The sequence below is a fragment of the Psychrobacter sp. NC44 genome (assembly GCF_904846655.1).
GTDB lineage: Bacteria > Pseudomonadota > Gammaproteobacteria > Pseudomonadales > Moraxellaceae > Psychrobacter.
On record NZ_CAJHBN010000003.1, the window covers coordinates 270841 to 286763 of the forward strand.

14 protein-coding genes are annotated in these 15923 nt (G+C 44.5%); 8 read left to right on the forward strand and 6 right to left on the reverse strand.

Features of this window, described 5'->3' with window-relative positions:
- Positions 1–89 precede the first annotated feature (89 nt).
- From JMX95_RS03765 to thiS, 4 genes are all read left to right on the forward strand, one after another.
- A complete protein-coding gene (locus JMX95_RS03765) occupies positions 90–545 on the forward strand; it encodes a sulfurtransferase TusA family protein (RefSeq protein WP_109591182.1) in 456 nt (151 codons plus the stop codon).
- Between the two features lie 241 nt (positions 546–786).
- Positions 787–1650 carry an RNA polymerase sigma factor RpoH gene (gene rpoH, locus JMX95_RS03770; protein WP_198329691.1) on the forward strand — a complete coding sequence of 288 codons (864 nt, stop codon included), beginning with the start codon at positions 787–789 and terminating at the stop codon, positions 1648–1650.
- Between the two features lie 96 nt (positions 1651–1746).
- Positions 1747–2124 carry a DUF423 domain-containing protein gene (locus tag JMX95_RS03775; RefSeq protein WP_109591180.1) on the forward strand — a complete coding sequence of 126 codons (378 nt, stop codon included), beginning with the start codon at positions 1747–1749 and terminating at the stop codon, positions 2122–2124.
- A 124-nt stretch (positions 2125–2248) separates the two neighbouring features.
- Positions 2249–2449, forward strand: coding sequence for a sulfur carrier protein ThiS (gene thiS, locus JMX95_RS03780; RefSeq protein WP_045443372.1), 201 nt, complete (start codon positions 2249–2251; stop codon positions 2447–2449).
- 237 nt (positions 2450–2686) lie between these two features.
- Here thiS and hpf read toward each other — a convergent pair whose 3' ends face one another.
- Both hpf and JMX95_RS03790 read right to left on the reverse strand, forming a co-directional pair.
- Positions 2687–3055 carry a ribosome hibernation-promoting factor, HPF/YfiA family gene (gene hpf / locus JMX95_RS03785; protein ID WP_060490316.1) on the reverse strand — a complete coding sequence of 123 codons (369 nt, stop codon included), beginning with the start codon at positions 3053–3055 and terminating at the stop codon, positions 2687–2689.
- Between the two features lie 416 nt (positions 3056–3471).
- Positions 3472–5127 carry an RNA polymerase factor sigma-54 gene (locus tag JMX95_RS03790; RefSeq protein ID WP_109591178.1) on the reverse strand — a complete coding sequence of 552 codons (1656 nt, stop codon included), beginning with the start codon at positions 5125–5127 and terminating at the stop codon, positions 3472–3474.
- Positions 5128–5440: 313 nt separating this feature from the next.
- Here JMX95_RS03790 and JMX95_RS03795 point away from each other — a divergent pair, with 313 nt between their 5' ends.
- Entirely contained in the window at positions 5441–6337 is an 897-nt protein-coding gene (locus JMX95_RS03795; RefSeq protein ID WP_109591176.1) for a nitrilase-related carbon-nitrogen hydrolase, read from the forward strand.
- 48 nt (positions 6338–6385) lie between these two features.
- Here the strand turns inward: JMX95_RS03795 and JMX95_RS03800 are convergent, their stop codons facing one another.
- The 4 genes from JMX95_RS03800 to lptM all read right to left on the reverse strand — a co-directional run bounded on the left by JMX95_RS03800 (position 6386) and on the right by lptM (position 10316).
- A complete protein-coding gene (locus tag JMX95_RS03800) occupies positions 6386–7420 on the reverse strand; it encodes a tyrosine recombinase XerC (RefSeq protein ID WP_109591174.1) in 1035 nt (344 codons plus the stop codon).
- A 14-nt stretch (positions 7421–7434) separates the two neighbouring features.
- Complete coding sequence (gene dapF / locus JMX95_RS03805) at positions 7435–8322, reverse strand: diaminopimelate epimerase (RefSeq protein ID WP_045443366.1); 888 nt, start codon at positions 8320–8322, stop codon at positions 7435–7437.
- Positions 8323–8582: 260 nt separating this feature from the next.
- On the reverse strand, positions 8583–9938 hold the full coding sequence (lysA, locus tag JMX95_RS03810) for a diaminopimelate decarboxylase (protein WP_109591167.1): 1356 nt from the start codon (positions 9936–9938) through the stop codon (positions 8583–8585).
- Positions 9939–10031: 93 nt separating this feature from the next.
- On the reverse strand, positions 10032–10316 hold the full coding sequence (gene lptM, locus JMX95_RS03815) for an LPS translocon maturation chaperone LptM (protein ID WP_201552565.1): 285 nt from the start codon (positions 10314–10316) through the stop codon (positions 10032–10034).
- 674 nt (positions 10317–10990) lie between these two features.
- Between lptM and JMX95_RS03820 the strand changes: the two genes are divergently transcribed.
- The 3 genes from JMX95_RS03820 to JMX95_RS03830 all read left to right on the forward strand — a co-directional run bounded on the left by JMX95_RS03820 (position 10991) and on the right by JMX95_RS03830 (position 15791).
- Positions 10991–12223: an acetate/propionate family kinase gene (locus JMX95_RS03820; RefSeq protein WP_109591163.1), complete on the forward strand. Its 1233-nt coding sequence runs from the start codon at positions 10991–10993 to the stop codon at positions 12221–12223.
- Positions 12224–12438: 215 nt separating this feature from the next.
- Complete coding sequence (gene pta / locus JMX95_RS03825; RefSeq protein WP_109591161.1) at positions 12439–14595, forward strand: phosphate acetyltransferase; 2157 nt, start codon at positions 12439–12441, stop codon at positions 14593–14595.
- Positions 14596–14876: 281 nt separating this feature from the next.
- Entirely contained in the window at positions 14877–15791 is a 915-nt protein-coding gene (locus JMX95_RS03830; RefSeq protein WP_201560020.1) for a nicotinate-nicotinamide nucleotide adenylyltransferase, read from the forward strand.
- The last annotated feature ends 132 nt before the right edge of the window (positions 15792–15923 follow it).

The following is a 15923-nucleotide window of genomic DNA, read 5'->3' on the forward strand; positions in this document are numbered from 1 at the left end:
TCTTTTATGAATTACAGGCACTGTCATTGCGTGTTTGCGAATGTTCAATACAATCTAGTACAAATCAAAATATTTATAAGGTTTATTTTATGTCTGCTGATCGTCAGTCAACCACCGTATATTTTCCTTATTCTATAAACTTATCAGCAGATTTGTCTGATACTGAGCAGCAAGACATCAGCAACCTGTTAGACTTGTTACCAGCGCATACTGTCACTACAGATCATGAGGCGAATGAAACGCAGCCTGTTCATGTTCAACGTTTCGTTGATGGTCGCGGACTTGCTTGTCCAATGCCGCTGTTAAAAACCAAAGTGGCACTACGTGACGTCACAGCTGGCGGTTCATTATACGTGGTCGCAACTGATGCCAACTCACAGGCTGATATCACCGCTTTTTGTCAACAAAACCAGCAAACAAATGCCGCAAGTCAACTGCGATTAATCGTTAGTAGCATGACGGATCAGCCATCAGCGGATAGCTTATCAGCACAGCGTTTCGATACAATATATCACTTCATCATTACTAAAACTGATAGCAACTAAGTGTCGCTATCCTTTACAATTACAACTATAAAGATTTTTATCTGACTATTTGCGTCACTATTTAATCAAGGTCAAGAATATGGCTAATAATTCTACTGATACGGCAAAAACGAATAAAAAAGATGAGGCAGCTCCTATAAAAAACGAAGCACGTGATGCCGCATTAAAAGCTGCCGCCCAACGTCCACCTTATGATGCTAGCGCCTTAGGCGACACTAGCACCCGTGACTTAGTGCCAGCGATGCCGACTCATTTGTCAGCGCCTGGGGTCAATTTGGGCGCTTATATCAACACGGTGCACCAAATCCCAATTTTGACACCAATCCAAGAGCAAGAGCTGGCACATCGCTATTATGATGAAGGCGATGTAGAAGCGGCGCGTCTGCTCGTGATGTCGCACCTGCGTTTTGTGATTCATATTGCCCGCAGCTACTCGGGTTATGGTTTGCCGCAAGCAGACTTAATCCAAGAGGGCAATCTGGGACTAATGAAGGCTGTAAAACGCTTTGACCCGAATAAGGGCGTGCGTTTGGTGTCATTTGCAGTGCATTGGATTAAAGCAGAAATCCATGAATTTGTGATTCGTAACTGGCGCATTGTCAAAGTCGCGACCACCAAAGCGCACCGTAAATTATTCTTTAACTTGCGTAGTCTCAAAAAAACCAACAACCAGCTAACTCTAGAAGAGGCTGATGCCATTGCCAAGGACTTAAATGTCACACGCAAGCAGGTGTTAGAAATGGAATCGCGGCTTACCTCTTATGACGCCTCGTTTGAGGCGCAATCTAGCGATGACGACGATGGACGTTATGCACCGCAGCTATTTTTAGAAGATGGTATCGATCCTGCCGAGCAGTTAGAAGAAGCAGATTGGGAAGAAAGCAACTCATCTGCATTGATTGCGGCAATGGATACCCTTGATGAGCGCTCACGCGATATCGTGGAGCAACGCTGGCTCTCTGAGCAAAAATCAACCTTACACGAATTGGCAGCCGTCTACTCTATCTCAGCAGAACGCGTACGCCAAATCGAAAAAAATGCCATGGACAAAATCCGCGAGGCAATGACTATTGATAGCGTTATTTTGCCAGACGATATTCAGTAGTTATTACTTGTCAATAATTACTACCTGTAAATAGTTGTTACCTGTCAGGAATAATTGACTTTCAACAGCTATAGTTTTCAATAATACGAGTTTGTCATGTTAAATTGGATAGGAATTGCAGCGATCAATATGGCCATCGCCGTCGCTTTAGGGGCGTTTGGGGCGCATGGCCTAAAAAATATCGCCAGTGCTCAACAACTCGAATGGTGGCACACTGCAACACTTTATTTGTTTATACATGCGCTGGGTTTATTACTGGTTGGTCTGTTTATTCGCATGAAATATGCTACTCAAATCACTGCATGGCTATTACAAATTGGCATTATCATATTTGCTGGTAGCTTATATGCGATGACACTTGGCGCACCACTTTGGTTTGGCGCGATCACGCCTATCGGTGGTGTACTAATGATTGCAGGTTGGCTATGGCTAGCATTGTCATCATTTAAGATGAACAAATTGGTCGCAAAATAACCAATCGATCAAACAATAAGTAAGTTGCACTCTATAGCGTATCCTCGTTTTGAAAATGGAGATAAAAATGAGGACACGCCTTAGTACGCATAAAAGGATAAAAAATCATTAAGGAGTATATTTTATGAGTACCATTATCGTTAATGGTAAGAAACTACAGACTACCCATCAGACTGTGCAACTGGTCATCAATGAGCTTGGTCTTAGCCAAGGTCGTTATGCAGTAGAAGTCGATGGTGAACTGATTCCAAAGAGTGAGCTTGCTCAATTAAGTATCGCTGAAGGTATGAATATCGAAGTGGTACAAGCAGTCGGTGGTGGCTAATTAGCTAAAATGATGATCTATTGATTTGAAAATGAATGTGCTTAAAGAAATGTATTTAAAGGTGAGTTTTTAAAAAATAATTGCTCATAAAAAAGACCTCAACGTAGCAAACGTTCGAGGTCTTTTTCCGTTTTAGGCAATGTCATTTAGAGATATCTAAAAATGCGGCTATTTATACTATTTATTATTTCATCAGCCAGTAATCATTAACCTTTAAATATCCTAAACTCTATAACATTAGACTGCTGGAGCGGCATCATCTGTCATCAGCTCTTCATAGCGTCCATCACGCCCAGCACCCTGAGTCTTTTTGCTCTCCAACTTAGTTTTGTACTTGCGTACTTGTCTATCAAGTTTGTCTGCCATCTCGTTAATGGCTTTATACATATCATCGTCAAGCGCTTGGACAAACATCTCTTTACCCGATACTCGCATAATCGCTTCAGCCTTATGGCTCTTTATAGCACCGCTGTTATCTAATGATAAAATGACTTGAATACTTTGTATTTGATCAAAATGACGACCAATTTTATCAAGTTTTTCTTGAACAGCTGTGTTCATAGCGTCGGTAACACTGATATGGTGACCACTGATAGAAACATTCATATTATTGTCCTTTTATTATGACTTACATTGTTGCCTACGTTGTTGCTTACAATCAACAGATGAGCCAGCATTCCTGCTTTTTCACCCTGCCTTACCAACAATGAATGGGGTGTCTTTATTGATCAGCGCCTTTAGTAATCGATGCTTTTAGCAAAAATCGAACGTGTCCTTTCGTTGTCATTTTGATTAATGAGATAAGTAAATACGCTAAATCGACACTTAGATTTCGTTGTTGGTATGACTCTAATTTGTCATGAATATCAAATAGTAGCAAGACAGCAAAGTGTAATTAAATGTAATAAAAACGGTTGTTTCCTGAATGTTTCTATATAATCAAAAAATTTTATTTTTTATATTTATCAAGAAATATATTAGCGATAGCACGATTTCTCTCTTAACTCATTGAATTGTGACATTTAATATTTCTGTTTACGCTGAGTAGACGAGCCAATATTCATTGCTTCACGATATTTGGCCACGGTTCTTCTGGCGATATCGATACCTTCCGATAATAAACAATCTTTTATGCGACTGTCAGATAATGGCTTTTTGGCATCTTCATCGGCTATCAGTTGCTTAATCATGGCGCTAATGGCAGTCGATGAAATATCACCGTCGGTACTGCTGACATGAGATGAAAAGAAATGTTTGAGTGAAAATAATCCCTGCGGCGTCAAAATTGTTTTACTGGTGGTTAGACGTGAAACGGTCGATTCGTGCAAATCCACTTCTTCCGCAATGGCTTTTAGAATGAGCGGTTGCATGGCAGTTGCGCCATGCTGCAAGAACTCTTGCTGATAACGCACGATACTGGTTGCCACTTTTAATAAGTTTTGATTACGCTCTTCGATACTACGAATAAACAAGCGGGCATCGGTGAGGTTTTCACGCAGATATTGATTGTCGGGGCTGTCATCACCGCGCTTCACCAAATTGGCATATTCTTGATTGACTCTTAGCTTTGGCATGGTGTCAGGATTGAGGCGCACATTCCAGCCGTCCTCTTGCGTCGATTTATCTGAACTCGTCTGACTCTGATGGTGACGTATAGGCGTGACCAAAACATCAGGAATATCATAGCTGGCTGGCGACTGAGTATAGTCTGGTTGGCTGCTTTGAAATAGCAGGCCAGGTGACGGATTCAAGGTACGCAGTAAGTTAAGCGCGGGGGTAATCTGTGCAGGCGCGAGTCCAGTCCGCTCAGTCAATACTTTGATGTTATTGCTCACCAAATGCTCACTGGCTGACAATAATGCTTGCGCTTCTTTTAGATGGTCAGTATTTGCATCGAGCTTGGACAACTGAATCGCTAGGCACTCACTGAGATTTCGCGCCCCAACACCCAGCGGATCACAAGACTGAATAACACGTAAAACAGCCATGACTTCATCGTGCTCAACCGATTCGTCCCATTGATAAAAACTTGCCATCGTATCGAAGCTTTGCAACAGCTCATCGATATCAAGCCGCACAAAACCCATGTCATCCATAGAGTCTATCAGATAGGTTGCAATCAACATGTCCGCTTCTGAGAGATGCTTAAAGTTCAGCTGCCAGCGCACATGGTCTTGTATGGTGGCAGAAGTGCCGCCTTGATAACTGTCAAAATCCTCGTCACTTTTGCTCCCCGAACTGCTCGGCGTAGATGCATAATTACTGCTATCAGCACTACTTTCAAAGCTACTATAGTCGTCACTATCCATCGTATGATTGTCTATGGCACCATCATCGATACTGGCTTGCTGTAATTTGTCCAAGCTGTCACTAAAGTCTTCATCTGGTTCAGAGGTATGGGTATTACTCTCAGAGGTTGCACTAAATGAGTCAATATCAGCGCTCTGGTTCCAGCTATCAAGTGTCAATGACTCATCTACTCTATCGCCGCTGCCATAATCGTATTCATCTTCATCATCCTCAATACGTTCAAGCAATGGATTACTATCCAGCTTGGCCTGAACTTCTTGCGCAAGCTCAAGACTAGAGAGTTGCAGCAATTTAATAGCTTGCTGCATTTGCGGGGTCAGTTTTTGTGAGGTGCTCAGCGTGGTCGCCAATCCGAAAGACATACTCATGGGTGGCTTATTACACTCCGATACTGGTGATAGTCTATATATGTTGCCACTTAAAGTAGCGAGTTAACGTTATCAGGACATGACGATAGCATTTTTCGTGGCAATTTTGCTATGATAATTTATAGACGGTCCAATACGCTTATTACTTTCTACTTATAAAACTCTATAAATTTGACCGTTTTAGCATGAACTGCTAAACAATAAACAACCAAATCTTGTTGATAATAATAAGGCTATATAAAAAATACAAGGTACATGACACAAAACCTTCGAGCCAATTGAACCACTCTTAACATTAACCGAGAATAATACGATGAATGACCAAGCAAATAAACCACATCTTGTCACTGCTGCGATTCAAATGAATAGCCAGCAAGACATCGAAAAAAACGTAGCGGCTATAAAAGCTGCCATCAGCGATGCCAGTCATCAAGGTGCTCACCTTGTTGTCTTACCTGAAAACTGCTGTAGCATGGGCGAGCAATTTACCACCGCAGAGCGCTTTGATGCGCTATCAGCGACGATAGCAGACTATGCCAGTACTTACGGTGTCTATGTGCTGGCAGGCTCACTACCCTGCCCTTATCGCCCTGATGGCGTCATCGTGCCTGATGGCAGACTGCGCCAAGTCAGTCAGCTATTTGCCCCTGATGGTACGCGAGTGGCACGCTATGACAAAATTCATCTATTCACGGCGACGGTAGCAGATAAACATGGCAGCTATAATGAAGCGGCGACGTTTGAGCCCGGCACACAGACTGTAGTTGCAACAGTAGAGAGTGATCATGCTGCTTATCAGCTCGGTATGATGGTTTGTTTTGATTTGCGTTTTCCCGCATTGGCACAGCGCTTACGTCAAGCAGGCGCTGACCTATTAAGTGCGCCATCGGCATTTACTTATTTAACGGGGCAAGCACACTGGTCGCTGTTACTTCGCGCGCGGGCGTTAGACAGTCAGTGCATGGTCATTGGCGCAGCACAAGGCGGCGACCATATTTATAAAAACGGTGATATCCGTCAAACGTGGGGGCATACCACTATCACAGCTTTTGATGGCACGATTATTAACAGCTATGAGGATAGTGAATTAAACAATGCTATTCATAAAGATAATAAAAATTATGCTTTGATCTTGGCAATCTTAGACAAACAGACTCAACAGCAAGGCCGCCAAAAAATGCCCATTTTTGATTGTCATCGTTTGGCGTAAGTCAGTTTCAATGCTGAGTACTGAATAGTAAGTATTGAATATCGGATGTTAGGTGGTATTTTTTTCAGTGCTTGCATGAGTCGCGCGCGGATGAGCGCGATCATAGACTTGCGTGAGTTTAGCAAAATCGACATGGGTATAAATTTGCGTGGTACTGATATCGCTATGCCCAAGCATTTCTTGCACCGCGCGCAAATCACCACTGCCCGACAGCATGTGCGAGGCAAAACAATGACGCAATAGATGCGGATACATATTTTGTGCGATGCCAGCACGGGTAGCCGCAACTTTGAGACGCTGCTGCACTGCCCGTGTCGATAAACGCGTACCCAATTTTTCACTAATAAATAATGCGCTGTCCATTTGCTCCACCCACAGATTACGATGCGGTAGATAACGACTAATCGCTTCTGCTGCCTTGATACCTAACGGCACCAAACGCGTTTTATTGCCCTTACCTGTCACTCGCACGCGCAAATCAGCCAAATCTACATCTACCACATCCAACGCGACCAACTCACCTACGCGCAGACCGCTGCTATAAAGCAATTCAAACATCGCTTTATCACGTAGCCATAGGCGCGCTTGTTCCGGTGTGTCAGGCATCTCTTGGTCAAGCAGCTGAGTGAGCAAATCAACATCAGCGATAGACGGCAGCGGTCGAGGACTACGTTTGAGCTGATAGCCAGTCGTTGGATTGATACGTGCCAAGTTCTCTTCTATCAACCAGCCATAAAAATGGCGAATGGCTGACAGCTCTTGCTGGACGCTAGCAAGTGCCAGTTTATCTTCATCCAAGCGTTGACTAATATGCTGGGCTAATTGGCGCTTATCGCAGCGCGTCCACGTCAGGCGTTTCCCACGTAAAAATAGCGCCAATTGGTTCAGTCCTGCAAAATAAGCGGTCAACGTATGCGGCGAATGATTGCGCACCGACAAGACATTAAGCCAACGATGCACGGGCGCTAACAAATCACGTAATGCAGCATCCGACTCTATAGCCGCGGCGTGCTCGACTGATAGCCATGCTTTTGCCTCAGAATCTGAGGTAGGCTCCATCGTATGATTGTTTTTATTAGACATAGCCCTATTATCCATTAGCCTTCTGGATTGGGCTTGATGCCCGCTTGTGCCATCAGACCATCTGGGCTAAATACGCCTTCGTAAACAAAGGCGGTCGGACCGGTCATCATCACTGAATAACCCGGCTGCCATTTGATGATCATACTGCCACCATAAAGCTGCGCACGCACGTCTTCGCCTTCATCGAGCCAGCCTTCGCGGATACCAACCGCTACTGCGGCACAAGCGCCAGTACCACAGGCTTGTGTCTCACCGACACCGCGCTCATAGACACGCAGACGAATGTGACGCTGATTCATCACTTGCATAAAGCCGACATTGACACGGTCAGGAAAGGCGGGATGCGATTCGATGGCTTTGCCTAAGGTTTCAACGTCGGCATCGAGCACGTTATCAACTTTGATAACGGCATGCGGGTTGCCCATATTGGCAACATAAAGCTGTACAGGAGTACCATTTACATCGAGATGATAGGCGTTTTGAATTTTGGTTGTGGCTCTGGGGGTAAAAGGAATCTCGCTTGGTTCAAATTTCGGCTTACCCATATCGACTTCGACCCAGCCATAACGATCAGTGGTCAATGAAATGATGCCGCTTGCCGTCTCAACGCGTAGGCGCTGTTTAAATGACAGTTTACGCGCTTGCACAAAACGAGCAAAACAGCGCGCACCATTACCGCACTGCTCAACTTCTGACCCATCAGCATTAAAAATGCGATAACTAAAATCAACGTCAGGACGCATCGGTGGCTCAACGACGAGCAGCTGATCAAAGCCAATACCCAAATGACGGTCACCCAGTAACTGTACCAAATCCTTGGTCAAATCTAAGCGCTGAGTCACCAAATCGATGACCATAAAATCATTGCCCAGACCATGCATCTTCGTAAATTCTATTAGCATATCCTTGTTATCCTATCCTATTTTTATGTATGTCTTATATTAGCACGCTGTCAGATACAATCATAACTATCACCGCTATCAAATGCTAAGTTAACACGATGCTAAATCCACCTTGTACAGCCAAACTGACATCTCTCATTAGAGCAGGCCATAAAAAAGCCCATCATCAAAGACAACGGGCTTTTTATCTAGGGCATGTCCTCAATCTGAACGAAAACGCCTAAATGGGCTAAAAATGGCTAAATCTGTTGGTCACCGATTTATTTACCTTGCCACAATACTTCGTCTGCATATAGCGCTTCAATGGTTTCGCGTTTGCGAATCAGTTGATGGCTATCATCGGCGACCATTACCTCACTAGCACGCGGGCGTGAATTATAATTACTACTCATGGTAAAGCCATACGCACCAGCGCCTGTGATTGCTAAAACATCGCCTGCCGCGAGCGACAATAAACGGTCTTTCGCTAAAAAATCACCCGTTTCGCAAATAGCGCCAACGATATCCCATGGCTGCGTGCCATCAGTGTCGATGCCATTATCAGGCAAAGCACTTGGAATGACTGCCATTTCAGCTTGATATAACGCCGGACGAATCAAGTCATTCATTGCTGCGTCAACAATGGCAAAGTTCTTATGTTCCGTTGGTTTTAGCACATCAACCTTAGTCAATAATACCCCAGCATTTGCCACAATACTGCGACCCGGCTCAAAGAATACCGTTAAGCCAAGCTCGCTAAGTTTCGGTAATAACGCTTGAGCAAACTCGTCGATAGATACTGGTGTCTCATCGATATAACGCACACCCAAACCACCGCCCAAATCGATATGACGCAGCTCAATACCTTTATCATGTAAGTTATATATCAGCTCAATCACTTTATCCAAAGCCGCGACAAATGGCGCAACTTCAGTCAACTGCGAGCCAATATGACAGTCAATACCGACGATATCGATATGAGATAATTGCGCCGCTTGCTCATAGACGGCAACTGCGTCTTCGTGGGTGATACCAAATTTATTGTCTTTTAACCCTGTTGAGATATACGGATGCGTCTTGGCGTCGACATTCGGATTAACCCGTAGTGAAATTGGCGCAGGCTTATCCAATTTCTGTGCCACATCATTAATCAAAGTCAGCTCGCTGATTGACTCTACGTTAAAACAACCAATACCTTGGGTCAGGGCATACTCGATATCGCTATAAGTCTTGCCCACGCCTGAGAACACCACACGTGAAGCGTCACCACCTGCCGCCAATACCCGCATTAGCTCGCCGCGTGAAACGATATCAAACCCTGCGCCTGCTTGCGCCAATATACCAAGTACTGCAAGGTTAGAATTAGCTTTTACAGCATAACAAATCTGGTGCGTTAAACTGGCAAAGCTATCGCTATAAGCTTGATAGACATCCAAAATGGCTTGTTTTGAGTAGACATAACAGGGCGTACCATAGTGTTTAACCACATCATCAATGCTCACCTGCTCCATATACAATGCACCATCGCGATAATCTAGCGCGGGTAAATGGGCGGTTAAAGCTTGAGGATTAACATACAAGCCTTGCTCAGTTTGGATCGTGACAGATTCGCCAGTTTGTTGCTCAGAATGACTCATATAAACATCTCTAATTTCATCAGGTTACAAAGTTAAAAAAATCTTAGGGTGCACACCGAAATCTCGTTGACGGCATTGAGTTTTTAATAAAAATCAATAATCATTCGGGTCTTCACTGGGTTCCGGTAGCTTAAAATCATCCATTTCTTGATGACCATCATCTTGTGTCGAATAGGTACTACCCTGTATGTTAGCGCTATCCGTAGCTCCTTGAACCGTCTGGCTACTAGCGTCGGCGAGGTATAGATTGCCTTTTTGACCGCAACCCGTCAAACCCATTATAACCACCCCACTAATAATAAAAGTGGAGATAACACGGCGACCAAGATCAGCGACATTAGTGTGCTCAGTTTTCGAAAAGCGGTTAATAGTAAACATAGAATAGAGAACCTGTGACTTTGCAATGGCATGAGAATGATAAAAAGCACGAGTCATAAAGGCGATAGATCCAACCCTATAGACAGCTAAATAAAAGCTATCGCCATCGCTAAAAAATGACAATATGACTGCTTTGGATAATAGCATTATTACATAATGCTGTGTGCATACTGAATATCCCTAATCAATAAATTTGGACGAGTTTGGTTTTTCTAAGTTTTACTAGACCGTGCGACTGCCATTTACTAAGCGAGCGTTGATACTAGCGGTCTTAATGTATCGCTATAATGGTAAAACAGTCTATTATATTTACTTAGACAAATTTTCTTACAATTTATTATGAGCTATTATATTTGGCTGTAGCAGCCGACAAACCCTAGCGACACTCGGTGTACAGTTGTATTGTCTATACCACATTCTATCGATTTAACCCTTATAGTTATCGTGGTATAGCCCTAAAACTATGGTACATTATGTGTAGACCTTGCGACTGTGTTGAGGCGCTAGCATGCGACTTAACAAGCACTGATCAATAGTGCCAGCCCAAGAGTGACCAGAATCAGCAATGTACTTGCTTGACCTATGTCGGCATGGATGCGGCTGGTTTTTGTTTATTCAACCGGTACTCGTCTGTGATGAGTCACCCTTTACAAAATACAATCTAAGGACAGAGTATGAGCGCCAGCCTAACCACCACTTTTGATGACAAAAATACCGAAACATCGAATCTAATCAATCCCACCTTAGTCCTCAACTGTGGTTCCTCTTCTATCAAATACGCGCTGATTAGCGAAGACAATTCTATTCGTATCACTGGTTTGGCCGAAAACTTAGGACTCGATACTGCTCGTATCAAACACACGACGTTAAATGGAGATAAGCTGGAAATCTCTATCTCAGGTGGTCGTCATCAGTTAGCACTACAAAAAATCCTTGAGCTATTAGAACAGTATCATTTCATCGCCGTTGGTCATCGCGTGGTTCATGGTGGCCGTGAGTACTCTGCAGCAGTCCGTGTCGATGAGCATGTGCTGGACGAAGTAAAACGCTTAAAAATACTCGCACCCCTACATAACCCTGCCCATGCTTTAGGTATCGAAGCGGTACAGGCGATTTATCCTGATATTCCTCAAGTCGTCGTCTTTGATACGGCCTTTCACCAAACCATGCCTCCTGTTGCTTTTCGCTACCCACTACCAAAAGCCCTATACGAAGAACACAAAATCCGCCGTTATGGCTTTCATGGTACCTCTCATGCCTATGTCTCAGAGCGTGCCAGTGAAATTACTGAGTCTAAAGGCCCACATGGCTGGCTTACAGCGCATCTGGGTAATGGCTGCTCGGCAACTGCCGTTTATGACGGCAAAAGTTTTGATACCAGTATGGGTCTGACCCCGCTTGAAGGGCTCATGATGGGTACGCGTAGTGGTGATGTTGACCCAAGTCTACACATACACCTAAAGCGCCAGCTCGGTATGAGCTTGGAAGAGATTGATGCCATGCTCAATAATGAAAGTGGTCTATTGGGTGTCTCAGGATTGTCTAATGATTTACGTACCGTCGAACAAGCGGCGAACGAAGGTCATGCAGATGCCAAACTCGCTATCGAGATGTTCTGTTACCGCGTCGGTAAATATCTTGCCAGCTTAAGCTGCGCGTTACCAGAATTCACAGGCATTGTCTTTACAGGTGGTATCGGCGAAAACTCAGTCACCACCCGAACCAGTATCCTAGAAGTGATGCGTCATTTCGGCATAAAAGTAGACGCTGACAAAAATGCGAGCTTGTTTGGTGGTAGCGAAGGCAGCTTCCACGCAGACAATAGCAGTATCGAGCTATGGGTTGTGCCAACTGATGAAGAGTGCCGTATTGCTCAAGAAACACGTGAAGCATTGGGCTTACTCTAAGCTCGACACTTTTTATAAGTTGCTTATATTATAAGTTACTTGTAATTTTCTCATAAGCTTCTAGTCGTCTTATAAGCTTTTATTCATTAGACGTGTTAAGTTATTTTTTTGCCCAGCGCTTCTTATACATAGCCTATGATGAGAAGCGCGACGTTTTACTCATTCCAGCAAGGATGAAGTGAGCTTTAAAAATATAATAAACCGTAGGATACTTTATGCAAACCATTTTACTAGTTCCCATCAGCCGTGGTATCGGCGTAACGTCAGCAGCGCTTGGATTGATCCGCGCTCTTGATTACAACGGTATCAAAGCGGGCTTTATGAAGCCATTTTTGCAAGATGATACACTTGATAAGCAAAACAGTTTAGACAGCTCAAGCGCGTTAGCAATGCATGCTTTTGGTCTGACGCCACCTAAATCTATCAGTCGGCAGCGTGTCGAGCGTATGATTGGTGATGGTAATCTTGATGACTTGATGGAAGAAGTGGTCGTCAATTATCATACTCTGGGCGATGATTACGATGTGGTGATCTGTGAAGGCTTAGTACCGACCACAGAGACCTCTTATGCCTCACAAATCAACCGTGCGATTGCCCATGCATTAGATGCTAGAATCATTTTTGTTAGCACTGCTGATACCAGTAAACCAGCCTATCTGGCTGATAAGCTTGACGTTCACGCTCGTGAGTTTGGCGGCATCGCCCATGAGCGCACACTCGGCGCGATTTTGATGCGTGTACATGACTTGCCAAATGCGCAAAGCACCGTAGAAAATCAAATCGTTGCCCCTGGTGAAGCGGTTGTGAGTTTAGATGAAGGCTTTATGCAAGAAGTCCAGCGCCTATCACCGCATTTTAATACTGATGCGTTCCGTTTAATCGGGGTAGTGCCATTCAGTGATTCACTGTCCGTGCCTCGTACGTGGGATATCGCCACTGAGCTTGATGCCAAATGGCTCAATGTCGGTGAAGCTAAGTCACGCCGTATTAACCGCATTAGCCTAACCGCACGCTCGGTCGCACGCGTCGATGAGGTGTTTAAACGTGGCACCCTTATCGTCGTACCGGGCGATCGAGATGATTTACTATTAGCAGCAGGTTTGGCTTGTATCAATGGTATCCCGCTGGCAGGATTGGTATTAACTGGCGGCGTCGAGCCGAGTGCAACCGTCGCTGAGCTATGGCAATCTGCCCTCAAAACAGGCATCCCTGTCATGAGTGTCGAAAGCGACAGCTATGAGACCGTACAAAGCCTCATGCACATGAGCGCAGAGATTCCAAGTGATGATACTGAACGTGCTGAAGAAGTGGCTCGTTATGTCGCCGCCCATTTAGATCTTAGCTGGATTAAAGACTATTTTAGTCAAAATCATGAGCCGCGCCTCTCACCATCTGCATTCCGTCATCAAGTGGTTAAAAAAGCACAAGACGCCAAAAAACGCATCGTGCTACCAGAGGGTTCTGAGCCGCGTACGGTTGAAGCCGCTTGTATCTGTCAAAGCCGCGGCATCGCCAACTGTGTACTACTCGCTAAGCGTAGCGATGTCGAGCAAGTGGCTAAAAATCTCGACTTAGTTTTACCTGAAGGTCTTGAAATAATTGATCCTGACACGCTTGATATGGATAAGTATATCGCTGCAGTGGTCGAACGCCGTAAAGGTAAAACCAGCGCAGAAGTCGCTGCTGAATACTTAAAAGACACCGTATATCTAGGCACGACCATGCTACAGATGGATGAAGTCGACGGCCTCGTTTCTGGCGCGATTCATACCACCGCCAATACCGTCCGTCCAGCATTTCAGTTGATTAAGACCGCACCGCAATATTCGCTCGTATCATCAGTATTTTTTATGCTGCTACCTGAGCAAGTGGTTGTCTACGGTGACTGTGCCATTAATCCTGATCCAAATGCCGAAGAACTTGCTGAGATTGCCATTCAATCAGCACAGTCTGCTGCCGCCTTCGGTATTGATCCAAAAGTTGCGATGATTAGCTATTCTACAGGCTCATCAGGAACTGGCGCGGACGTCGAAAAAGTCACCCGTGCGACCCAAATCGTCCGCGAGCGTGCGCCACACCTAAAAGTCGATGGACCGCTACAGTATGACGCCGCTTCTGTCATGAGCGTCGGCAAGCAAAAAGCGCCTGATTCACCGGTTGCTGGGCAAGCCAATGTCTTTATTTTCCCAGACCTCAATACGGGCAATACCACTTATAAAGCCGTACAACGTAGCGCCAATGTGGTGAGTGTTGGCCCAATGCTGCAAGGTTTGAATAAGCCAGTAAATGACTTGTCTCGCGGAGCCTTGGTCGATGATATTATCTACACCATTGCCCTTACTGCTATTCAAGCTCATAGCGACGCGATTTAATTGCATTAAAATGTAGGACTAATTGCGCTATAAGTAACCGACTATCAAAATGATGGTCGGTTTTTTATTGGCTATATTCATAACTGACTTTTTTAAAAATTTTCATCACGGATAGCTAAGCGCTCATTTTACCTAGTATTTCAGCGCTTTTAATGACAGATGCCCGCTTGCCCTCTACAATAGCGCTACCATCGAAGCATTTAACCTAAAAAGGTCAGCTGATAAAAGGGTAAAATGCATCAACGACAACGTGCCTCTTATCTATTTTTACGCATTTATTTATGCCAAATACCAGCAAAAATTCTCAAAAAAATACACCTGCGCCAGCTATTCGTGCTTATCTTGGCGGCTCATTTGATCCCGTACATGATGGTCATCTGCAAATGGCGATGACTGTTTATCAGCGTTTGCTACCGATAGCCAAGCAGCAACAGCGCGCGCTGCACGTGTCACTATTGCCCAATGCGCGCTCACCCTTTAAAGAAAAAAGTACAGCTCCTAAACATCGTCTGGCGATGTTAAAGCTTGCGACACTCCATACACCGCTACAAATTAATGAGCTTGAGCTGTGGCAAACACCGCCTGTTTATACCATCGATAGTGTACGCACGTTGCGCCAGCGTTATCCGCATGACAGTCTAATATTCATCATCGGTATGGATAGCGCGCTGAGTTTGAGCAAATGGAAAAACGGTTTAGAGCTTACGGATTACGTCAATCTTTGGGTGTTTAATCGTGATGATCTGTCTGATATTAATCATAAAAATAATCACCTGTTGGCAACCACGTCTCATTCCGCGAACAAAACGTTAGTCGCGCAGGATACGATGAACTTGCACGCCCAATTACCTGCGCAGCTGCAATCTTTACGCGTCGATGCGCCTATTGATTTATTACAGCCCACCTCTCAAGCATCGATCGATAGCCGTCTCTTGAAAAACACCCATCAAGGCCACATTTATATAGACTCGCGTCCTATCGCCACGATATCCAGTACACAGATACGCCAACAGTTGCAGCCGACAGACAATCGATCGAATATAATATCCGCAGCGGCAAGGCAAATGACATCTATCGCACCAATAAATGATATCATAGACAATACTGCACCCAATCCATTAGCTAAATGGCTAAATCCTGCTGTTTATCAATATATTATCGCCCATCAGCTATATTCTGCTGCTCAATTCCGTTAAAATCGCCTTATCTTTGTCATTTTGCCCATCCAGTCTCTACAGCTGACTGGCGACATCTAGTCCATTCGACAATGCCAACGCATGCAAATTGACGATTTACCTTTTTATTTTTAATATTGACGATTCAAGAGA